Below are 20,222 nucleotides of genomic sequence, written 5' to 3' on the forward strand. Positions count from 1 at the left end.
GCCGGGCGGGACGCGGTGAAACCTTTCCGCGCCGCCGGTCAGGCGGTCGGCGCCGGAACCCCGGTGAGGGCGGTCATGACGGGGTCCAGCGCGTCGTGGATCTCCTCGCCGATGCTGCGGAAGAACGTCAGCGGGGCGCCGTACGGGTCGTACACCTCGTCCGCGTCCGCGGTGGGCGCCAGCAGCCAGCCGCGCAGGGCCGCGGCGGCGCGCACCAGGGACCGCGCGCGCTCGGTCACACTGCCCTCGGGCAGCGTCGCCGGGTCTATCGCCTTCACCAGCCGGGTGAACTCCTTCAGCGTGAAGGTGCGCAGCCCCGCCGCGTGCCCCATGGAGATCACCTGGGCGCGGTGGTCGCGGGTCGCGGTCAGCACGAGGTCGGCGTCGATCACGTGGTCGTCGAGGAGTTCGCGCCCGAGGAAGCCCGTCGGGTCGGCGGCGTACTCGGCGAGCACCGTCGCGGCGTGCGCCTCCATCGGGGCGCCCTCGTGCCCCCAGGTGCCGGCGCTCTCCACGACGATCCCCGCGGCGCCGTCACCGAGCCGCAGCGTCAGCTCGTGCCGGGTCAGCCGCTCGGCCATCGGCGAGCGGCAGACGTTGCCGGTGCAGACGTGGAGGATGCGGAACGGGCGCTCGCCGTGATCCCACTGCCCGGGTATGGGCGGTGTCAATTGCCGACCTCCAGGTCGGGTACGACCTCGCGCAGCTGCTCCGCGCTGATCGCACCCGCCCGCAGCAGGACGGGTACCTTGCCGGTGACGTCCACGATGGAGGACGGCACGGCCGCGGGCGTCGGGCCGCCGTCGAGGTAGATCGCGACGGAGTCGCCCAGCATCTCCTGCGCCGCGTCGCAGTCCTGCGGGGAGGGGTGTCCGGTCAGGTTGGCGCTGGAGACGGCCATCGGGCCGGTCTCGGTCAGCAGCTCGATGGCGACCGGGTGCAGCGGCATGCGGACGGCGACGGTGCCGCGGGTGTCCCCCAGGTCCCACTGCAGCGACGGCTGGTGGCGCGCGACGAGGGTCAGCGCGCCAGGCCAGAAGGCGTCGACCAGTTCCCAGGCCTGCTCGGTGAAGTCGGTGACCAGGCCGTGCAGGGTGTTCGGGGAGCCCACCAGCACGGGCGAGGGCATGTTGCGGCCCCGGCCCTTGGCCTCCAGCAGGTCGCCGACGGCCTCGGCGTTGAACGCGTCCGCGCCGATCCCGTAGACGGTGTCCGTCGGCAGCACCACGAGCTCGCCGCGGCGTACGGCGGACGCGGCCTCGCGCAGTCCGGCAACCCGGTCCGTCGCGTCCGAGCAGTCGTAACGGCGTGCCATCAGCAGACCTCCATGACGTGCGGCGCCGTGGTCACGGCGTCGCCTTGCGGGCAGTGGTGAACCGGGGGCGGTTGTTGAGGTCGGGGTGGTCGGCGGCGTCCGCCCAGCCGGCCTCCTCGGTGAAGATCCAGGGCACCTGGCCGCCCTGGGTGTCGGCGTGCTCGATCACGACGACCCCGCCCGGCCGCAGCAGCCGGTGCGCGGTGCGCTCGATGCCGCGGATGGTGTCCAGGCCGTCCTCACCGGAGAACAACGCCATCTGGGGGTCGTGGTCGCGGGCCTCCGGCGCCACGTACTCCCATTCGGTGAGCGGGATGTACGGCGGGTTGGAGATCACCAGGTCCACCTGGCCGTCGAGGTCCGGGAAGGCCTCCAGGGCGTCCCCCTGCCGCAGGTCGACCTTGCTGCCCTCGACGTTCTTCCTGGCCCACACCAGTGCCTCGTCGGACAGCTCCACCGCGTGCACCCGGCTGCGCGGCACCTCCTGCGCCAGGGCGAGCGCGATCGCGCCCGAACCCGTGCACAGGTCCACGATGAGCGGCTCGGCGACGTCCATCGCGCGCACCGCGTCTATGGCCCACCCGACGACCGACTCGGTCTCCGGACGGGGCACGAACACCCCCGGGCCGACCTGGAGCTCCAGGTAGCGGAAGAACGCCCGGCCCGTGATGTGCTGCAGCGGCTCGCGGGCCTCACGGCGGGCCACGGCCTCCCAGTAGCGCGCGTCGAAGTCGGCGTCGGCGACGGTGTGCAGCGCGCCGCGCTTCACCCCGTGCACGTACGCCGCGAGCTCCTCGGCGTCGAACCGCGGCGAGGGAACGCCGGCGTCGGCCAGCCGCTGGGTCGCCTGGGCGACCTCGGCGAGCAGCAGGTTCACGTTCTCCGCCTCCGGTTCAGCTTCCGTCGCCCGCGGCCGCCAGCTTGGCGGCCGAGTCGGCGTCGACGCAGGCCTGGATCACCGCGTCCAGGTCGCCGTCGAGGACCTGGTCCAAGTTGTACGCCTTGAAGCCGACGCGGTGGTCGGAGATGCGGTTCTCCGGGAAGTTGTACGTACGGATGCGCTCGCTGCGGTCCACCGTGCGCACCTGGCTGCGACGGGCGTCGGAGGCCTCGCGCTCCGCCTCCTCCTGCGCCGCGGCCAGCAGCCGGGAGCGCAGGATGCGCATCGCCGACTCCTTGTTCTGCAGCTGGCTCTTCTCGTTCTGGCAGGAGACGACCAGCCCGGACGGCAGGTGGGTGATGCGCACCGCGGAGTCGGTGGTGTTGACCGACTGGCCGCCGGGGCCCGAGGAGCGGTAGACGTCGATCCGCAGGTCGTTGGGGCCGATCTCGACCTCGACCTCGTCGGCCTCGGGGGTCACCAGCACGCCGGCGGCGGAGGTGTGGATGCGGCCCTGCGACTCGGTGGCCGGCACGCGCTGGACGCGGTGCACGCCGCCCTCGTACTTCAGCCGGGCCCAGACGCCCTGGCCGGGCTCGGTGGCGCCGCCCCCGCCCTTGGTCTTCACCGCGACCTGGACGTCCTTGTAGCCGCCGAGGTCGGAGGCGTTGGCGTCGATGATCTCGGTCTTCCAGCCCGCGCGCTCCGCGTAGCGCAGGTACATGCGCAGCAGGTCGCCCGCGAAGAGCGCCGACTCCTCGCCGCCCTCGCCGGCCTTGACCTCGAGGATCACGTCCTTGTCGTCGCTGGGGTCGCGCGGGACCAGCAGCAGCCGCAGCTTTTCGGTGAGCTCCTCGCGGTGCCGCTCCAGCTCCTTGACCTCGGCGACGAAGTCCGGGTCGTCCGCGGCGAGTTCACGGGCGGTCTCGATGTCCTCGCCGGTCTGCTTCCAGCCGCGGTACGTGCCGATGATGGGGGTCAGCTCTGCGTAGCGCTTGTTGAGCCTGCGCGCGTTGGCCTGGTCGGCGAAGACCGCCGGGTCGGCAAGCTTCTTCTCGAGGTCGGCGTATTCGCCGATCAGTTCCTCGACCGCCTCGAACATCAGGATCCCTGCTCGTGAAAAGGGGTGGACGCCGGTCTGCCAGCCTGGGACGACAAAGCGCCGGTCCGGCCGCCGGAGGATATCCGGGCAGCCGTGGACCGGCGCTTTCGGGTCGCTACTTCTTGGCGGACCCGGCCGCCTTGCCGAAGCGGGCCTCGAAGCGGGCCACACGGCCACCGGTGTCGAGGATCTTCTGCTTGCCCGTGTAGAACGGGTGGCACGCGGAGCAGACGTCGGCACGGATGACGCCGTCCTTCACGGTGCTGCGGGTGGTGAACGAGGCGCCGCAGGTGCAGCTGACCTGGGTCTCCACGTACTCCGGGTGGATGTCGCGCTTCAAGGGGTTCTCCTAGTGTTCGGGAGGGTCCCGGGTCGTGCTGCGGGCTTGCGTCACGTGAACCGGGGCCGACGTACCAGTCTGCCAGCACTGGCCGCATCTCCCCAAACCGGGTCCCGCGGTGATCTATTCCGATCCCCCGGCGGTCGGCTGCGAGGAGCTCCTGACCACACCGTTCGTGTCGACGTCGTCACCGGCGGAGCCCTTGGTGGCGGACTCGGGGATCGGTTCGTCGGCCCGCAGCGCCGCCCAGACCTGCTCGGCCTGGTCGGTGATCGGCAGGACGCGGTTGGGGTCGTAGGGGTCGTAGCGCACGGGCATCGTGACCATGCCGATGTCCTTCGAGCCCAGGCCCTTCAGGCTCTCCCCGAGGCCGACCAGCTTCTTGACGGACGCCAGCTCCGAATCGGTGGTGATGGCCCCCGTGGCGGTGTCGGCGATCGTGTACAGCCGGGTCGGCGAGCTCAGCAGCCCGATGCCGTTCACCCGGTCCACCAGGGCCTTCAGGAAGGCCTGCTGCAGCCTTATCCGGCCCAGGTCGCTGCCGTCGCCCACCCCGTGCCGGGTGCGGACCAGGCCGAGCGCCTGCTTGCCGTCGAGGTGGTGGGTGCCGGCCGGCAGGTGCAGGTGGCTGCGGTTGTCGCTGATGGCCTGGCTGGTGGTGACGGTGACCCCGCCGAGGGCGTCGATCAGGTGCTGGAAGCCGGCGAAGTCGATCTCGATGTAGTGGTCCATGCGGATGCCGGTCATCGACTCGGCCGTCTTGACGGCGCAGGCCGGGCCGCCGATCGCGTACGCCTGGTTGAACATCTCGCCCTGCCGGGCCGGGGCGGTGCCGCCGCCGGGCTCGGCGCAGGCGGGCCGGTCGACGAGGGTGTCGCGGGGGATGCTGACCACGCTCGCCCGGTCGTGCCCCTGGTAGATGTGGACGATCATCGCGGTGTCGGAGCGCGCGGTGCCGTCGTCCTGCCCGCCGCCGGCCTTCTGGTTGCTGCCGGAACGCGAGTCGGAGCCGAGGACGAGGATGTCCATCGAGCCGTTGTCGACGTCGGCCGGCCGGTCCCGCCCGAGGAGGGCGTTGATGTCGATGCCCCTGATGTTGCCGTTGAGCTTGAGGTAGAGGCATCCGACGGCGGTGGTGGTCAGCAGCAGGAACGTCGCCACGACCCATGCCGTGACCCGCAGGGCCCGCCGGCGCGGGCTGCGCAGGCTCGGGCTGCGAAGGCGCCGCCGGGCGGCTCGTCCGTCGTCCGCGTGCTCGGGCATCGGCTCCTCTTGTCCTGATTCGTCCCCCTATCTTCGGGATACCCCGTCCCGCGCCCGATCAGCCACGCGAGGGGTGCCGCACAGGGCAATGACAGCGGGTCCGGGGCCGCCCCGCCGGGGGACGCGCCGGATCCGCCGCAGGTCAGAGCCGTCCGGACGGTGCCTGCGCGGACGACGGAAAGCCGCCGCCCCGGCCGCGGACGACGGGAGGCCGGTCCCCTCACCGAGGTGAGGGGACCGGCCTCCGCGGTCGTGCCGACGCCGGGGCGTCAGTCGTTGTTGCCACCCGGGGTGGTCTTGGCGATCTGCATCAGGAACTCGGCGTTGGACTTGGTCTGCTTCATCTTGTCCAGCAGCAGCTCGATCGCCTGCTGCGAGTCGAGCGCGTGCAGCACCCGACGCAGCTTCCAGGTGATGTTCAGCTCGTCCGGAGCCAGCAGGATCTCCTCCTTGCGGGTACCGGACGGGTCGACGTCCACCGCCGGGAAGATCCGCTTGTCCGCGAGCTTGCGGTCGAGCTTGAGCTCCATGTTGCCGGTGCCCTTGAACTCCTCGAAGATCACCTCGTCCATGCGCGAGCCGGTCTCGACCAGCGCGGTGGCCAGGATGGTCAGCGAGCCGCCGTCCTCGATGTTGCGCGCGGCACCGAAGAAGCGCTTCGGCGGGTACAGCGCGGTCGAGTCGACACCACCGGACAGGATGCGGCCGGAGGCGGGCGCCGCGAGGTTGTACGCGCGGCCCAGACGGGTGATGGAGTCCAGCAGGACGACGACGTCGTGGCCCAGCTCCACCAGTCGCTTGGCACGCTCGATGGCGAGCTCGGCGACGGTGGTGTGGTCCTCGGCCGGGCGGTCGAAGGTCGAGGAGATGACCTCGCCCTTGACCGACCGCTGCATGTCGGTGACCTCTTCGGGACGCTCGTCGACGAGGACGACCATCAGGTGGCACTCGGGGTTGTTGCGGGTGATCGCGTTGGCGATGGCCTGCATGATGATCGTCTTACCGGTCTTCGGCGGGGCCACGATCAGGCCGCGCTGGCCCTTTCCGATCGGGGCGACCAGGTCGATGATCCGGGTGATCAGCTGGCCGGGCTCGTTCTCCAGCCGCAGCCGCTCCTGCGGGTACAGCGGGGTGAGCTTGTTGAACTCCGGGCGGCCGCGGCCGCTCTCGGGCGCCATGCCGTTGACGGAGTCCAGGCGCACCAGCGCGTTGAACTTCTCGCGGCGCTCGCCGTCCTTGGGCTGGCGCACGGCACCGGTGACGTGGTCGCCCTTGCGCAGGCCGTTCTTGCGGACCTGGGCGAGCGAGACGTACACGTCGTTCGGGCCGGGCAGGTAGCCGGAGGTCCGGATGAACGCGTAGTTGTCGAGGATGTCCAGGATGCCGGCGACCGGGATCAGCACGTCGTCGTCGGCGACCTGCGGCTCGCCCGCGAAGTCGTCGCGGCGGTTGCCGCCCCGCCCGCGGCGGTCGCGGTAACGGCCCCTGCGGCGGCGGCCGCCGCTCTCGTCGTCGTAGTCGTCCTGGCCACCCTGACCGCCCTGCGGGCCGCCACCCTGCTGCTGGCCCTGGCCGCCGCCCTGCTGCTGACGCTGCTGGCCGCCGTCCTCGCCGCCCTTGCGGCGGTCGCGCTGCCGGTCCCGCTGACGGTCGCGGCGGCTCTCGCGGCGGTCGTCGCCGCCCTTGGCGTCACCCGACCTGCCCTCGGCGTTGTCCACCGCGGCCTCGGCGCGGCCCTCGGCGGACTGCTCGGCCTTGGCGGACTCCGCCTTGGCCTTGGCCGCGGGTGCGGCCTTCTCGCCGGCCGGCTGGCCGGGGATCTCGATCTGCTTCGGCTGCTGCTCGGCGCCCTGGTTCCCGGCCTCGGCGGAATCACCCGTACGGGTGCGGGAGGTGGCCCGGCGCTTCGGCTTCTCGGCGGCGGGCGCGCCCTCGGCGGCGGAGGCCTTGGCGCCGCCGCCGGACTGCGCGGCCTTGATGGTCTCGATGAGCTGGCTCTTGCGCATCCGCGCGGTGCCCTTGATGCCGAGACCGGAGGCGAGCTGCTGCAGCTCGGCCAGGACCATGCCCTCAAGACCGGTACCCGCGCGGCGGCGCCGCGCGGCGGGGGCAGTGGCAGCACCGGTGGCAGGCGCGGCAGCATCGGACGCGGCGACAGGGCTGTCTGCGCGTACGCCCATCAGATCGGTGGTGTCGCTCACGAAGGGTCCTTCCCTGGAGCGGACGTCGGCCTGTCTGGCTCGGCGACCGGTCGTGCTGTCCGGATCCGGTCCTTATCACTTGCGCCGGACCCGGGGCGGTGGTCCGCCTGATGGCGGAGGAAATGATGTGGAACAAAGAAACACAGTTACCGGCGAGGTGAGAGTTCACTCTCGGGTGAAATGTCACCCGCGCCGTCTCCGGAGCGTGCTCGGCACTGCCCAGGCAGGCTGCCTATGCGGTGTGGGAGGCTCCCGGAAGAGTGGGCGGTCCCGATGCGGGACACAAGGCACCGGGACAACAGGCACAACAGGCAGGTTCCTGAGTCCACGGGTGCAGCAATGAGATTAACACTACCGGATCCAACAAACATTCCCCCTCTCTACGACCGGCAATCGTGTCACTGCCCCACGGCGAGCGGCAGCACACTCGCCCCCGCCGCGTCGAGCGACAGACGGTTCGCCGCCCACCCCTCGCCCGCCAGCCGGGAGACCTTGTCGGCGCTTTCCTCGTCCGCCAGCGCCAGCACCGTCGGCCCCGCACCGGAGATGACGGCGGGGACGCCCTCGGCGCGCAGGCGGTTCACCAGTGCCGCGCTCTCCGGCATCGCGGGCGCCCGGTACTCCTGGTGGAGCCGGTCCTCGGTGGCCGGCAGCAGCAGGTCGGGGCGCCGGGTGAGGGCCTCGACGAGGAGCGCGGCGCGTCCCGCGTTGACCGCGGCGTCCACGTGCGGGACGGTGCGCGGCAGCAACCCCCGGGCGGTCTCGGTCAGCACGGGCCTTCCGGGTACGAAGACCACCGGGACGACCGACTCCGAGGGGTCCATCCGGACCGCGTGGGCGGCCCCGCCCTCGGTCCAGGCCAGCGTGAAGCCGCCGAGCAGACAGGCGGCGACGTTGTCCGGGTGGCCCTCGATCTCGTTGGCCAGCTCCAGCAGCGCGGCGTCGTCGAGCTTGTCCTGCCCGCCTATCGTCACCGCGCGGGCGGCCATGATGCCGGCGCAGATGGCGGCGGAGGAGGAGCCCAGGCCGCGGCCGTGCGGGATGCGGTTGGCGCACACCACCTCCAGGCCGCGCGGCTGTCCGCCGAGCAGGTCGAAGGCGGTCCGCAGGGCGCGTACGACCAGGTGGTTCTCGTCGCGGGAGAGCGAGTCGCTGCCTTCGCCGGCGATGTCGACGTGCAGACCGGAGTCGGCCACCCGGACCACGACGTCGTCGTAGAGTCCGAGCGCCAGGCCGAAGGCGTCGAAGCCCGGTCCGAGGTTGGCGCTGGTCGCGGGGACGCGCACTCGGACGGCGGCGGCGCGGAAGGCTGGTCCGGCCATCGGTCGATGACTCTCCTTGCTTCAAGGGCGTGTCCGCCCCGCGATGCCGCGGCATCGTTGCCGTACGGCGGCGAGGACTTGGGGGACCGTACCAAGGGGATCCCGCGAGGAGGATGCCATTGGCATGGGCCAGAACGGCGTGCGGCGGCGCCGGTGTGAGGTCAGCCTATCGAAGGAAGGTTCTCCTGCGACATAGGGCGCACGGACAGCGCGTGATGCGTGTCGCGTGCGAATCCGTGCGCCCCTGTTGTCCCTCGGGGGTTCAGAGCAGCCCCAGCCGCTCCGCGGCCGTGTCCGCGTCCACCGGAACGGTGATGGGCTGCGGCGCACCGGCGACCGCCCAGTCCGGGTCCTTCAGGCCGTTGCCGGTGACCGTGCAGACGATCCGCTGGCCCGGGTCGACCTCGCCCTGCTCGGCGGCCTTCAGCAGCCCGGCGACGCTCGCGGCGGAGGCCGGCTCGACGAAGACGCCCTCCTGCGCGGCGAGCAGCCGGTACGCCGACAGGATCTGACGGTCGGTCACCGAGTCGATCAGGCCGCCGGATTCGTCGCGGGCCTCCTCGGCGAACTGCCAGGACGCCGGGTTGCCGATGCGGATCGCGGTGGCGATCGTCTGCGGCCGGCGCACCGGGTGGCCCAGCACGATCGGCGCCGCACCGGAGGCCTGGAAGCCCCACATCCGCGGATTGCGCGTCGACACGCCGTCCGCGGAGTATTCGCGGTAGCCCTTCCAGTACGCGGTGATGTTTCCCGCGTTGCCGACCGGCAGCACATGGACGTCCGGCGCGTCGCCGAGCGCGTCCACGATCTCGAAGGCGGCGGTCTTCTGGCCCTCGATGCGGGCCGGGTTCACCGAATTGACCAACGCCACCGGGTACTTGTCGGACAGTCCGCGGGCGAGGTCCAGGCAGTCGTCGAAGTTGCCGTCCACCTGAAGGATCCGCGCCCCGTGCACCAGCGCCTGGCCCATCTTGCCCAGCGCGATCTTGCCCTGCGGCACCAGGACGGCGCACACCATCCCGGCCCGCACCGCGTACGCGGCCGCCGAGGCGGAGGTGTTGCCGGTGGAGGCGCAGATGACCGCCTGCGCGCCCTCCTCCTTGGCCTTGGAGATCGCCATGGTCATGCCGCGGTCCTTGAACGAGCCGGTGGGGTTGGCGCCCTCCACCTTCAGGAACACGTCGCAGCCCGTGCGCTCGGACAGCACCTGGGCGGGGACCAGCGGCGTGCCGCCCTCCAGCAGCGTGACCACGGGGGTCGCCGCACCGACCGGGAGCCGGTCCCGGTACTCCTCGATGAGGCCGCGCCACTGGTGGGTGGCCGGCACACGGCCGGCGGAGACTGCGTTCATCGCTGGGTTACTCCCCTTCCACACGCATGATGCTGGCGACGCCCCGGACGGTGTCCAGCTCGCGCAGCGCCTCGACGGTCGCCCCGAGCGCGGCGTCCGCCGCCCGGTGGGTGACGACGACGAGCGACGCGTCGCCGTCCTTCCCCTGCTGACGGACGGTGTCGATCGACACCCGGTGCTCCGCGAAGACCGTGGCCACCTGGGCCAGGACACCCGGTTTGTCCGCCACGTCCAGGCTGATGTGGTAGCGCGTCACCACCTCGCCCATCGGGCCGACCGCGAGCTGCGCGTACGCCGACTCCCCTGGTCCCGTGGTGCCCACCAACTTGTTGCGGCAGGTCGCCACCAGGTCGCCCAGCACCGCCGAGGCCGTCGGCGAGCCGCCCGCCCCGGGACCGTAGAACATCAGCCGGCCGGCCGCCGCGGCCTCCACGAACACCGCGTTGTACGCCTCGCGCACGCTGGCCAGCGGGTGCGTCAGCGGGATCATCGCCGGGTGGACGCGGGCGGTGACCGAACGGCCGTCGGCGCTGCGCTCGCAGATCGCGAGCAGCTTCACCGTGCAGCCCATCCGCTGGGCCGAGGCGATGTCGGTCGCGGTGACCTCGCTGATGCCCTCGCGGTGCACGTCGTCGATGGTCACCCGGGTGTGGAAGGCGATGCCGGCCAGGATCGCGGCCTTGGCCGCGGCGTCGAAGCCCTCGACGTCGGCCGTCGGGTCGGCCTCGGCGTACCCCAGGGCGGTGGCCTCGTCCAGCGCCTCGGAGTAGCCGGCGCCGGTGGAGTCCATCTTGTCGAGGATGAAGTTGGTCGTGCCGTTGACGATGCCCAGCACCCGGTTCACCTTGTCGCCGGCCAGCGACTCGCGCAGCGGGCGGATCAGCGGGATGGCGCCGGCGACGGCGGCCTCGTAGTAGAGGTCGACCCCGTGCTCGACGGCGGCGGCGTGCAGCTTGGCACCGTCCGCGGCCAGCAGCGCCTTGTTGGCGGAGACCACGCTGGCGCCGTGCTCGAAGGCGGTGGTGATCAGCGAGCGCGCGGGCTCGATGCCGCCGATCACCTCGACGACCACGTCGATGTCCCCGCGTTTGACCAGGGCGGTCGCGTCCGTGGTGAGCAGTTCCGCGGGTACGCCGGCGCGCACCCGGTTGGGCCGGCGCACGGCGATGCCGGCGAGCTCCACGGGTGCGCCGATCCGCGCGGCGAGGTCGTCCGCGTGCGTCGTCATGATGCGCGCCACCTCTGAGCCGACCACACCACAGCCCAGCAGCGCCACCTTCAGCGGACGCGTACGCATCATCCGACCTCGCTTCGCGGTTTCAGCTCTTGCAAGCTTCTTGGACGGTCCCAGTCTCACGCACCGGACGGAAGTTTCCACGTACTGTCCGGATCGCGAGACCAGGCTTCTTCCATGTGAGATTCCACGTCATCCGACGTCGAGACGCAGGAGATCTTCTTCCGTCTCGCGCCGCACGATGACCCGGGCCTCGCCGTCCCTGACCGCCACCACCGGGGGGCGCAGGGCGTGGTTGTAGTTGCTGGCCATCGAGCGGCAGTACGCCCCCGTCGCCGGCACCGCCAGCAGGTCGCCGGGCGCCAGGTCGGCGGGGAGGAAGGCGTCGCGCACCACGATGTCGCCCGACTCGCAGTGCTTGCCCACGACCCGGGTCAGCATCGGCTCCGCGTCGCTCGACCGCGACACCAGGGCCACGCTGTACTCGGCGTCGTACAGCGCCGTGCGGATGTTGTCCGACATGCCGCCGTCCACGCTGACGTACGTCCGCAGGCCCTCCAGCGGCTTGATCGTGCCCACCTCGTACAGCGTGAACGCCGTCGGGCCCACGATCGCCCGGCCCGGCTCGACCGACAGCCGCGGCACCGCGAGCTCCGCGCCCCGGCACTCCCGGGAGACGATCTCGCCCAGCGACTTGGCGATCTCGTACGGCTCGCGCGGGTCGTCGTCCGGCGTGTACGCGATGCCCAGACCGCCGCCGAGGTCGATCTCCGGCAGCTCCACCCCGTGCTCGTCGCGGATCTGCCGCAGCAGGCCGATCACCCGGTGCGCCGCCACCTCGAAGCCGGAGGTGTCGAAGATCTGCGAGCCGATGTGCGAGTGGATGCCCACAAGTTCGAGCGACTCCAGGCGCAGCACCCGGCGCACCGCCTCGGCTGCGTCCCCGCCGCCGAGCGAGAAGCCGAACTTCTGGTCCTCGTGCGCGGTGGCGATGAACTCGTGGGTGTGCGCCTCGACGCCGACGGTGACGCGGATCTGCACCCGCTGCCGCCGGCCCGCCTTCTGCGCGGCGTCCGCCACCCGGACGATCTCCTGGAACGAGTCCACCACGATCCGGCCCACCCCGGCCTCGACGGCCTGGCGGATCTCCGCGGTGGTCTTGTTGTTGCCGTGCAGCGCGATCCGGTCGGCCGGCATCCCCGCGGACAGCGCCACGGCCAGCTCGCCGCCGGAGCACACGTCGAGGTTGAGGCCCTCCTCGTGCAGCCAGCGCACCACGGCGCGGGACAGGAAGGCCTTGCCCGCGTAGAAGACGTCGGCGTCCGCCCCGAAGGCCTCGCGCCAGGCACGGCAGCGGGCCCGGAAGTCGGCCTCGTCCAGGATGTAGGCGGGGGTGCCGAACTCCTCCGCGAGGGCGCGGACGTCCAGACCGCCCACGGTGGCGACGCCCTCGGCGTCCCGGGTGACGGTGCGGGCCCAGACCCGGGGGTCCAGGACGTTCAGGTCGGCGGGCGGCGCCGCGTAGTGGCCCTCGGGGAGGACGTCGGCGTAGCGGGGCCCGGCGGGGTGTGCGGAACGGCTCATCGTCGTGTGCTCTCTGCTCTCACAGGTGTCGGGGGGCGCTGATGCCGAGCAGGGTCAGGCCGTTGGCGAGCACGGTCCCGGCGGCGTCGGCGAGCGCCAGGCGGGCCCCGTGAACGGCCGAGGGTTTCTCCTCGCCCTTCGGCAGCGCCGGGCACTCCTCGTGGAAGCGGAGGAAGGCGTCGGCGATGCGCTCCAGCAGCCGCGCCACCCGGTCGGGCGCGCCGTGCCGGGCCGCCGCCTCCACGGTGCGGGGGAAGTCGGCGATCAGGCCGAGCAGTTCGGCCTCCGCGGGGTCCCGGGGGCCGGACGCGGCGCCGGGTCCCAGGCCCAGGTCGTGGGCGCCTCGCAGCAGGGCCCGGCTGCGGGCGTGAGCGTACCGGACCAGGAACAGGGGGTTGCCCTCGCGCTGCGCCAGGTGCGTCGCGGGGTCGGTGCGGGGGGCGTCCTCGGCGGGCGGGCGCAGCAGGGCCCAGGCGGTGGCGTCTGCGCCGAGGGTGCGCAGCAGCTCGTCCGGGGTCTGCGCCACGGGGTGGGGCCGGCGGGCGGGGGGCTCGATGCCGGTGGCGGCGTGCAGTCGGTGGAGGGCGGCGGCGTAGGCGTCGGCGCGGGGCTCGCCGGTGGGCGCGGGGACGTCGCCGGCCCCGTACTCCCCCACCCCGTAACGCTTGCCCTGCGCGCGGACGAGGTCGACGAGGGCCTCGTGGGACTCCCCCTGGAGGGTGATGTTGAGGAAGCCGGGTGCGGCCACGTCCACCCGGGCGATGCCGGGGGCGGCGGCGAGGCGGCGGCGGAGGACGTCGGCGACGGCGAGCGGCGCGGCGCCGGTGAGGGGGGCCAGTTGCAGGGCCACGTTGGTGGCGTAGTCCCCGCACCCGGGACGCGGCGGGCGGCGTACGACGACCCGCTCGGGGACGGGGCCCGCGAGGCTGAGCTCGTCGGCCTCCACGGCACGACGGACCGTGGCGAGCACGGTGCGGGAGAGCTCAGCGGGGGTCACAAGCGCAAGCGTAGGCGAGGAGGGGGGTGCGGACGCGAACGGGTTTCACCCTTTGGTCATCCCTGGTCACCGCCGGTCAGGCAGGCCCCGGGGTGGCGGCGGGCGCGCCTTCCTGCGGGGTGTCGGTGTCGACGCCGCCGACGAGCCGCCGTACGACACGGATCAGCTCGCCGGGCTCGAAGGGCTTGCTGAGGAAGGCGTCCACGCCGGCGGCGACGGCACGCTCGACCTCGGCCTGGGTGCAGGCGCTGACGACGACGATCCGCACGTCACGGGTGCGGGGGTCGGAGCGCAGGCGGGCTGCCGTCCCTATGCCGTCGAGGCGGGGCATGACGACGTCGAGGGTGACGACGTCGGGACGCACTTGCTGCACGACGTCCAGGCACTCGGCACCATCAGCCGCGGTCACGACCTCGAAGCCCTCCAGCTCGAGGTTGACCCTGATCAGCTGCCGGATCACCTTGTTGTCGTCGACGACAAGCACCCGGCCGGACACGCCCGGCACATTCAGATGCTAGGCGCGCAGGATCGGATGCGTCCGCGTTTTCCCCATTCCTTCCCCGACCGGGCGACCCGGCACGGGTGCACCGGACACGCCCCGCCGCCATGGGCTATGCCACGGGCACGCGGCGCGGGGCACGCCGCGCGGGGCCTCCGCCGGCGGTCCCGGGTCCACAACCCGCCTCCCCGGAAACCCTGTACACGGACACCCCTTCCAGGCTGGTAAGGTTTCACCCGTCGCCGCCACGGCGGACGACACGCCCCCGTAGCTCAGGGGATAGAGCAACGGCCTCCGGAGCCGTGTGCGCAGGTTCGAATCCTGCCGGGGGCACCTCGCACGAGGTGCCAAAAGACCCCGCCACCAGCCAAGACGCTGAGTGCGGGGTCTTTGCGTATGCGCAGGCGTGTGCCGCGGGAAGTGGGCGTAGGACGGGGCCTGTGGACTATCCGTGGACGGGATCTTGAGGCATCGGCCCAGGTCAGCGGTGAGAAACAACGAGAGCTGCGGCCCCTGGCCCCGCCCTCACGTCATGGTCGAGGATGCGCAGCTTCTGCGATGCGTATCCAGCAGCACATGGCAGATGAAGGCACTCGCCTGAGGCAGCCCAGTGCAGAACGTGCAGTACTCACGTGAATCACGAGTCCGAGATGGGGGCGCCGCAACCAGGGCCCAGAGGATCAGGTAGCGTCCGGCCGGCAGTGATCAATGGGAGGGGTGCGTGCCGTGAACGAGAGTCGGCGAAGATTGCTTGCCGGGAGTATGTCGGTGGTTGCGAGCGGGGCACTTTTGTCAGGGTGCGGTCCGGCCGCACAGGCTAATAAAGCACCGGAAGTACGCCGTTCTGAGGCTGCATCAGTGAGCCGCGTACTGTCCAAGGCATTGTCGTTTCACTACGTCGGCGACTCCGGCGTGGACGAGACCATGAATCAACAACTGGAGATCCAAAACGATTCTCCGGGATCTGTGGTCCCGGTGCTGTCCTTCGAGGCGCTGGACAAGAATGATCAAGTACTGCCTCAGGTGAAGGTGAGCACGATTTACGGCAGTGACCGAGGCACCCTCGTGGTGCCTTGGGGGGCGGGCATCGACATTCTTCGGTTCTCCGGTTCGGGTGCGCACGACGTGGCGGACGTGCGGGTGACGGTGCGGAGCACGGCCATCGCACGGGTTCCCGCTGGAGCACACGACGTGACGACTCAGGCACTGGACAGTCGCGGCCGCGAGATAAGCAGGTTCGAACGCTTCTCGGCAGTCAGGCTGACCAACGAAGACGACCTCCCAGTCTCCGTACGGATCGCCTACATCCTGTGGGACCAGCCGCCCAAGGGAGTCACGCAGCAAGCCGTCGAGGTCACTGCGATCGGTGGCCTGGCGAAGGTACCTGCCCACGGCACGACAGTCGTGCGCGTGACCGGCAAAGCGGCCGCCGCGGTGGCACGCAACTCCAACGGCCCGGCAGTAAGCATCAAGGCTTACAACTCTCAATAAGCCAAAAGGCTTGCGGTGCCTCGCAATAACGAGGGCACCGCAAGCCTCCTGCAACATCGGCATCGTCGAGATCGCACCGCGCCTCACGGGCACGGGAGTACGCCATAGATCATTCGTACTCGCGCAACAGGTCCTCGATACGGCGGTTCGCAACCTCCTGCCGCCCGTCGATGCACTTCGCGTACCGACTCAGCAGCACCTCCACACTGTTGCCCGCTCGTTCGGCAACCTCCGTGGCATCCACGCCCGCGTTCAGCCACGTCGACAGCGCCGAGTGCCGCAGGTCGTACGGACGCCGGGCCAGGGGCGATGCGGCCACGGCCGGCGGTAGCGCAAGCAGGCGAGCCTCCTGCCAGGCCCGGTAGTAGGAGGACGAGGAGACCACTCCTCCACCCTCGCTGAAGAACAGCCGTCCGCCGTCGGCCGTGCCGAACGTGTCCACGTGTTCCCGGAAGATCGCCACGAGCTGCGGAGGGATCGGAACCCGCCGCACGTCCTCGGCCGGCCTGTTCTTCAGCCCGCGATCGTCATGGCTCTCCCCCGAGTCGGTCCACAGCTTCCCGACACTCGGGCGCGTTCGGTGCAGCAGGGCGGAGCCCCATCCGGTGGCGGGCAGGGTGAGATCAGTCTCGGCAAGCCCGACCGCTTCAGCGGGGCGCAGGCCCCCGAAGTACATCGCCGCGAACAGGCCGACCAGACGTCGACCACGGGCACGCCGGTAGCCGCCGACATAGGACACGGCGCACAGCAGGGAGCGGGCCTGGTGAGGGTTGGCGACAACCCGAGGGTCTACTTCGCTGGAAACCTTGGGCTTTTGCCACCGCACGCCGGCGAGCGGATTCTCGGAGAACTCGCCCAGGTCGACCGCGTAATGCATGGCGTTGACGAGGGTCCGTCGCTTCCGACGTACGGTCTCGGCAGCTGCGGCAGTGCCGTCGAGCTTGAGCTTGAGGGAATCCAGTACGGCGCGAGCGATCACGGGGTCACCGAGATCAGCGAGGGGGCGCGAGGCCTTGGCGACCCAGTGAAGTACGTTTCCCATGTCCGGTGGGATTTCCCGGTCATTCGGCCCCGGCAGAACGAATGCCCAGTTGCGAAGGGCCTTCCGCAGCTCCTCCGCGGCCGGACGGCCAGGACGGTCATCGAGGAGTGCCACAGTCACCGACGCCAGGGATTCATTGATGCTGACGCGAGTATTCGGCGCTGCATGCGGCCACTTCATGGCGAGGTACCTGAGCGCGAATTCGTACCAGGTCAGTAAGGCCTTCTTCTCCGCCATTGACTCGGGGAGGCCGCTCTCGACGTCGAACTCCTCACCGTCGTGCGAGGCCCGCAGCAGTTTGGAGCGGTAGTGGTCGGCGAGGCCCTTTGTCCTGAACGTCTCGGAGAACACCTGGCCGGCCACCGACCAGCGCACGTCGTATGACGGTGTCTTGTAGGGCCCCTTACGGACGCCCCAGATTTTGACCTGCAGAGACTTCATGCCGCGGTCCCTTCCAATTGCCGAAGCCAGGCAACGAAGTCGCTGCGCCACACTCGCAGCTCGCCGTTCGGCAACTTGAAGGCATCCGGGCCGTGGCCCAGTTCACGCCAGCGATAGAAGGTGCGCCGGGACACCCCGCCGAGTTCGGCGAGGATCTGCGGGACGGTCATCAGTTCGTCGCGGCTGCCAGTCACGGTGTTGGTTCTCCTTCCGTTCCGAGGGCGGGGGCGAGTGAGGCCACGAGCCAGGCCTCGCCCGGCGTCAAGCCGGTGCCGGCGAAGACCCAGTGGGAAATGACGAAAGTCGTCTCGTCGTGACGGTCGATGCCGAGCGCGGTCAGGGCCTCAGTGCGTCGCCATTCGGCGCGGGCGTTGCGCAGGGCGCCGAGGGTGGTGGAGTAGCGGCGGGACTTGGTGGAGAAGTGGCCGCGGAAGCCGAGCATGTGGGCCCAGGCGCGCAGCCGGAGCTCTTCGAGTTCGGGGCGTGCGCCGAGGGTCCAGGCGGTGCGGATCATGCGGCGTGCGTGGTCGGAGATCGGCAGATGCCCCAGTTCGGCCAGCAGCCTCAGCGGGCGGTCGAGGGTGCCGGTGGCCGCCTCGGCGCCTTTGGTGGCGTACTTGGCGATGTAGGCCGCGACAGCGCGCTCCGTCAGCTCGGTGCCACCGTCGAAGTCCGCGCCGCGGATAGTGCGGACGTCGAGTTGGCGACCGAATGCGAAGGAGTACGCGCGGCCGTCGATCATCGGGCCGTCGACAGAGGCCAGTGCAGCCGCGGCGTGGATCGCGTCGGCCAGTAGCTCGGGGGTGGCCCAGGCCGGGGGCGGTGTGGAGCCGCCCTCCGGGCCGTCGAGGCGCATGACCGCGTGGAAGTGTACGGCGCCGCGCTTCTGGTACTCGGCCACCTTGGCAAAGGACAGCCGCGCGTGGTCGCGGAAGGCGCGTTGGGTCAGTCCGGCGCGCTTGGCGACCTCGCGGCGCAGGTAAATGGAGAAGCGCCGCCATAAGACTCCGGCGTGCGCGTTCCACAGAACGGCCGCTTCATAGTCGTAGGTGTCCGGGTCAAGCGGTGTACCGAGGACGTCGTCCTCCTGGTGGTGGAGCAGGCCGCATCGGCAGGGGCGCACTTCTCCGCGGCTGTCGGTGGGCCGGTTGTGGACGCGCCCGAAGCCAGGCGCGGTGAAGGTGGCGAACACCCGGGGGTGCGTGGCCACGTGCTCGGGGGTTCCCTTGCCGCCGCGCAGGCCTGCGGTGATCAGGTGGTAGGTGTCGCGGCGGTAGGTCTCCGCGCAGGCGGTGCATCGAGTCGCCCGACGGTTCTTGCACGGCACGAGGAGTCGGCCGGCGGGGAGCGTCGTCGAGTCGATGTGGTGCAGGACGGGTCCGATCTCGCCGGTTGCCGGGTCGACTCGGTGTTCCGTTTGGTAGCCGTCGAGTCGTACCGGTCGTGCGCAGCCGCCGAGCCCGGACAGCTGTCGGGCGAGGGCGGGGAGGGTGCCGAGGGAGGCGAGTTGCCCGAGCTCGGCTACTGGGGGTGTTGCGGGGCGGGTGATGATGTCCTCTGTCCTTTCGGCTTCGCTCGTGAGGGGCTGGGCCTGCCGGGGCGGTCGGATGCTTGGCGGCGTGTTGCCGCCCCGGCGGGCCGTCATCGTTCGGTGGTTGTGTTGAACAGGGAGCGCAGTACCAGGGCAGCGATGGCCACGGCCACAGCGGTGAGGGCGACGGTGGCCAGCAGCGCGGTCAGGACGATGCCGACGACGACCAGGGCCACGACGAGGCTGGCCCCGGCACTCACGTAGGGCGTGACGGTGCGGGCAGTCGCCTGTGTCACCGCTTGGGCTGCCGAGTGACGGCAGGAGCAGGCCTGCGCGTGGTCGTCCCGGACCGCCGGGGTGTCGGGCATGACGGGGAGCTTGGGGCGGAGCATGGGTGCTGCTCCTCTCAGTCGTGGGTGCCGTTGACGATCTCGACCCCGGAGCGGGTGCCGGAGTCGATGGCGGGGGCGAGGAAGGTGTCGGCGAGGTAGAAGCCGAAGAGGGCGATCACTACGGCGACCCAGATGCGGACTCCGAGGAACTTGATCGCGGCCCAGGCAGTGACGCCCAGAACGGCGACGAGCGGCAGGGTGACGGTCACGGGTGCCTCCTCAGCGGGCCGAGCAGCGGTGGGTGCGGGCGGCGAGTTCTGCGGCCGGGCGGCTGTCGTAGTCGGTGGAGAAGCCGCAGCGCGGGACGGTGCATGCGGCGGTGTGCTTGGTGCGGCCGCGGCCGTCGAAGTAGGTGGCGACCTGTACGGGGCCGATGCGGCGGACGTTGCGGAACCGGCGATTGGCGGGCATTAAGAGGCCTCCTGGTGGTTGGTGAAGTCGTGGACGTGCTCGGTCAGCCAGCGGCGGATCTCGGCTCCTTCGGCGTGGTCGGCGGCGAGGATGACCGGCTCGGCAACGAGCACGGCTTCGGTGAACTGGTTCTGTCGGACGAGTTCTGCGGCGCGCTTGAGGGCGCGCAGGGTGGTCGGGCGCAAGGGCAGTTGCTCCAGGTCAGGTGAGTTGGGCGGCGATGGCTTCGGCGAGTGGGGCGGCGACGCCGAGCCGGGCGCGGAGTGTGGGCGTGTCGATGGCGGTTCCGGTCCGGACCCGGTGGTCGTCGGCGATCTTGCGGGCGTGCTCGACGAGGGCGGGCGGGACCTCCGCCTTCGGCCGGGCGGGAGGGTTTGCAGGGGGTGCGGGCAGTTCGGCCCGTGGTTCCGGCAACGGCTCCGCGTCCGCGTCGTCGTGCGGTTCGTCGGCGGTGGAGGGCATCGGCGCCGTGTGGGCGAGCAGCGTGCCGCCGAGGAAGGCGACCGCCGGCCAGCCCGCGACGAGGATGCGCAGCCACGCCGGTACGTCGGCCAGGTCGAGCAGTCCCGCGGTGGCGACGTTGGCGCCCAGTGAGGCGACCAGGGAGATCAGGAACCAGCACCAGCCAGCCGCCCGGGAGCTCCCGGATCGCAACCGCCTCCAGGCCGCCACCAACAGGAGGTCGACGGAGATGGGGTAGGCCCAGGCCTTCCAGCCGTCCTGTCCGGCCGCCGCGGCGATGTCGTGCAGGTGGGCGAAGGACAGCGCGGCAGCGATGACCGCCTGAATCAGCACCGCATCGACTCGGGCCAGAAGGGCACGCATG

22 protein-coding genes and 1 tRNA gene are annotated in these 20,222 nt (G+C 71.1%); 2 read left to right on the top strand and 21 right to left on the bottom strand.

The genetic code is table 11. The features are described from left to right. Positions 1-38 precede the first annotated feature (38 nt). The 13 genes from ACZ7MY_RS16745 to ACZ7MY_RS16805 form a co-directional block, all read right to left on the bottom strand. A complete protein-coding gene (locus ACZ7MY_RS16745; protein ID WP_499602491.1) occupies positions 39-671 on the bottom strand; it encodes an arsenate reductase/protein-tyrosine-phosphatase family protein in 633 nt (210 codons plus the stop codon). Further along, positions 668-1,315 (bottom strand): L-threonylcarbamoyladenylate synthase, encoded by a 648-nt coding sequence (locus tag ACZ7MY_RS16750; RefSeq protein ID WP_499602493.1) that lies wholly within the window; start codon positions 1,313-1,315, stop codon positions 668-670. The genes ACZ7MY_RS16745 and ACZ7MY_RS16750 overlap by 4 nt, the downstream gene beginning before the upstream one ends. Positions 1,316-1,346: 31 nt before the next feature. Continuing rightward, the gene (gene prmC / locus ACZ7MY_RS16755; RefSeq protein ID WP_499602494.1) at positions 1,347-2,192 is read right to left on the bottom strand and encodes a peptide chain release factor N(5)-glutamine methyltransferase; all 846 of its coding nucleotides are present in this window, start codon (positions 2,190-2,192) and stop codon (positions 1,347-1,349) included. 16 nt (positions 2,193-2,208) lie between these two features. Continuing rightward, complete coding sequence (gene prfA, locus ACZ7MY_RS16760; protein WP_499602495.1) at positions 2,209-3,297, bottom strand: peptide chain release factor 1; 1,089 nt, start codon at positions 3,295-3,297, stop codon at positions 2,209-2,211. A gap of 115 nt (positions 3,298-3,412) precedes the next feature. Continuing rightward, the gene (gene rpmE, locus ACZ7MY_RS16765) at positions 3,413-3,637 is read right to left on the bottom strand and encodes a 50S ribosomal protein L31 (protein ID WP_018563536.1); all 225 of its coding nucleotides are present in this window, start codon (positions 3,635-3,637) and stop codon (positions 3,413-3,415) included. Positions 3,638-3,760: 123 nt separating this feature from the next. Further along, positions 3,761-4,900, bottom strand: coding sequence for an LCP family protein (locus tag ACZ7MY_RS16770; protein ID WP_499602496.1), 1,140 nt, complete (start codon positions 4,898-4,900; stop codon positions 3,761-3,763). A gap of 269 nt (positions 4,901-5,169) precedes the next feature. Further along, the gene (gene rho / locus ACZ7MY_RS16775; RefSeq protein ID WP_499602498.1) at positions 5,170-7,101 is read right to left on the bottom strand and encodes a transcription termination factor Rho; all 1,932 of its coding nucleotides are present in this window, start codon (positions 7,099-7,101) and stop codon (positions 5,170-5,172) included. Between the two features lie 398 nt (positions 7,102-7,499). Beyond that, entirely contained in the window at positions 7,500-8,423 is a 924-nt protein-coding gene (gene thrB / locus ACZ7MY_RS16780; RefSeq protein ID WP_499602499.1) for a homoserine kinase, read from the bottom strand. A 262-nt stretch (positions 8,424-8,685) separates the two neighbouring features. Further along, positions 8,686-9,774, bottom strand: coding sequence for a threonine synthase (gene thrC, locus ACZ7MY_RS16785; protein WP_499602500.1), 1,089 nt, complete (start codon positions 9,772-9,774; stop codon positions 8,686-8,688). A gap of 7 nt (positions 9,775-9,781) precedes the next feature. Then, positions 9,782-11,074: a homoserine dehydrogenase gene (locus ACZ7MY_RS16790; RefSeq protein WP_499602501.1), complete on the bottom strand. Its 1,293-nt coding sequence runs from the start codon at positions 11,072-11,074 to the stop codon at positions 9,782-9,784. 126 nt (positions 11,075-11,200) lie between these two features. Beyond that, positions 11,201-12,592 (bottom strand): diaminopimelate decarboxylase, encoded by a 1,392-nt coding sequence (gene lysA, locus ACZ7MY_RS16795; RefSeq protein WP_499602502.1) that lies wholly within the window; start codon positions 12,590-12,592, stop codon positions 11,201-11,203. Between the two features lie 19 nt (positions 12,593-12,611). Beyond that, positions 12,612-13,589 (bottom strand): ArgS-related anticodon-binding protein NrtL, encoded by a 978-nt coding sequence (gene nrtL / locus ACZ7MY_RS16800; protein WP_499602503.1) that lies wholly within the window; start codon positions 13,587-13,589, stop codon positions 12,612-12,614. 76 nt (positions 13,590-13,665) lie between these two features. Continuing rightward, the gene (locus ACZ7MY_RS16805; RefSeq protein ID WP_499602758.1) at positions 13,666-14,100 is read right to left on the bottom strand and encodes a response regulator; all 435 of its coding nucleotides are present in this window, start codon (positions 14,098-14,100) and stop codon (positions 13,666-13,668) included. 249 nt (positions 14,101-14,349) lie between these two features. Between ACZ7MY_RS16805 and ACZ7MY_RS16810 the strand changes: the two genes are divergently transcribed. Beyond that, positions 14,350-14,421 (top strand) — tRNA-Arg (locus ACZ7MY_RS16810). Positions 14,422-14,946: 525 nt separating this feature from the next. Then, positions 14,947-15,579 carry a hypothetical protein gene (locus tag ACZ7MY_RS16815; protein WP_499602504.1) on the top strand — a complete coding sequence of 211 codons (633 nt, stop codon included), beginning with the start codon at positions 14,947-14,949 and terminating at the stop codon, positions 15,577-15,579. Between the two features lie 109 nt (positions 15,580-15,688). On the opposite strand, the gene ACZ7MY_RS16820 is transcribed toward ACZ7MY_RS16815, so the two are convergent. Genes ACZ7MY_RS16820 through ACZ7MY_RS16855 form a run of 8 tightly spaced genes read right to left on the bottom strand, consistent with a single transcriptional unit; the run spans position 15,689 to position 20,221 of the window. Then, the gene (locus ACZ7MY_RS16820) at positions 15,689-17,062 is read right to left on the bottom strand and encodes a tyrosine-type recombinase/integrase (RefSeq protein WP_499602506.1); all 1,374 of its coding nucleotides are present in this window, start codon (positions 17,060-17,062) and stop codon (positions 15,689-15,691) included. After that, complete coding sequence (locus ACZ7MY_RS16825; protein ID WP_026251821.1) at positions 17,059-17,232, bottom strand: helix-turn-helix transcriptional regulator; 174 nt, start codon at positions 17,230-17,232, stop codon at positions 17,059-17,061. The genes ACZ7MY_RS16820 and ACZ7MY_RS16825 overlap by 4 nt, the downstream gene beginning before the upstream one ends. A 20-nt stretch (positions 17,233-17,252) precedes the next feature. Then, a complete protein-coding gene (locus ACZ7MY_RS16830) occupies positions 17,253-18,707 on the bottom strand; it encodes a replication initiator (protein ID WP_499602508.1) in 1,455 nt (484 codons plus the stop codon). Further along, complete coding sequence (locus ACZ7MY_RS16835; RefSeq protein WP_499602510.1) at positions 18,704-18,985, bottom strand: SpdD protein; 282 nt, start codon at positions 18,983-18,985, stop codon at positions 18,704-18,706. Before ACZ7MY_RS16835 ends, ACZ7MY_RS16830 begins: the two co-directional genes overlap by 4 nt. 14 nt (positions 18,986-18,999) lie before the next feature. Next, positions 19,000-19,194 (bottom strand): hypothetical protein, encoded by a 195-nt coding sequence (locus tag ACZ7MY_RS16840; protein ID WP_499602512.1) that lies wholly within the window; start codon positions 19,192-19,194, stop codon positions 19,000-19,002. 10 nt (positions 19,195-19,204) lie between these two features. Then, on the bottom strand, positions 19,205-19,396 hold the full coding sequence (locus ACZ7MY_RS16845; RefSeq protein ID WP_431965683.1) for a mobile element transfer protein: 192 nt from the start codon (positions 19,394-19,396) through the stop codon (positions 19,205-19,207). After that, positions 19,396-19,581 (bottom strand): hypothetical protein, encoded by a 186-nt coding sequence (locus tag ACZ7MY_RS16850; RefSeq protein ID WP_499602514.1) that lies wholly within the window; start codon positions 19,579-19,581, stop codon positions 19,396-19,398. Before ACZ7MY_RS16850 ends, ACZ7MY_RS16845 begins: the two co-directional genes overlap by 1 nt. A 16-nt stretch (positions 19,582-19,597) precedes the next feature. Continuing rightward, a complete protein-coding gene (locus tag ACZ7MY_RS16855; protein ID WP_499602516.1) occupies positions 19,598-20,221 on the bottom strand; it encodes a DUF2637 domain-containing protein in 624 nt (207 codons plus the stop codon). Position 20,222 lies beyond the last annotated feature (1 nt).

This window comes from Streptomyces sp. NPDC111520, assembly GCF_055635295.1.

Excerpts from the sequence above, each read along its gene's own strand:
- ACZ7MY_RS16750 (WP_499602493.1), bottom strand. The coding sequence starts at position 1,315 with ATGGCACGCCGTTACGACTGCTCGGACGCGACGGACCGGGTTGCCGGA.
- prfA (WP_499602495.1), bottom strand. The coding sequence starts at position 3,297 with ATGTTCGAGGCGGTCGAGGAACTGATCGGCGAATACGCCGACCTCGAG.
- ACZ7MY_RS16770 (WP_499602496.1), bottom strand. The coding sequence starts at position 4,900 with ATGCCCGAGCACGCGGACGACGGACGAGCCGCCCGGCGGCGCCTTCGC.
- thrB (WP_499602499.1), bottom strand. The coding sequence starts at position 8,423 with ATGGCCGGACCAGCCTTCCGCGCCGCCGCCGTCCGAGTGCGCGTCCCC.
- thrC (WP_499602500.1), bottom strand. The coding sequence starts at position 9,774 with ATGAACGCAGTCTCCGCCGGCCGTGTGCCGGCCACCCACCAGTGGCGC.
- ACZ7MY_RS16790 (WP_499602501.1), bottom strand. The coding sequence starts at position 11,074 with ATGATGCGTACGCGTCCGCTGAAGGTGGCGCTGCTGGGCTGTGGTGTG.
- lysA (WP_499602502.1), bottom strand. The coding sequence starts at position 12,592 with ATGAGCCGTTCCGCACACCCCGCCGGGCCCCGCTACGCCGACGTCCTC.
- ACZ7MY_RS16820 (WP_499602506.1), bottom strand. The coding sequence starts at position 17,062 with ATGAAGTCTCTGCAGGTCAAAATCTGGGGCGTCCGTAAGGGGCCCTAC.
- ACZ7MY_RS16825 (WP_026251821.1), bottom strand. The coding sequence starts at position 17,232 with ATGACCGTCCCGCAGATCCTCGCCGAACTCGGCGGGGTGTCCCGGCGC.
- ACZ7MY_RS16830 (WP_499602508.1), bottom strand. The coding sequence starts at position 18,707 with ATGACGGCCCGCCGGGGCGGCAACACGCCGCCAAGCATCCGACCGCCC.
- ACZ7MY_RS16835 (WP_499602510.1), bottom strand. The coding sequence starts at position 18,985 with ATGCTCCGCCCCAAGCTCCCCGTCATGCCCGACACCCCGGCGGTCCGG.
- ACZ7MY_RS16845 (WP_431965683.1), bottom strand. The coding sequence starts at position 19,396 with ATGCCCGCCAATCGCCGGTTCCGCAACGTCCGCCGCATCGGCCCCGTA.
- ACZ7MY_RS16855 (WP_499602516.1), bottom strand. The coding sequence starts at position 20,221 with ATGCGTGCCCTTCTGGCCCGAGTCGATGCGGTGCTGATTCAGGCGGTC.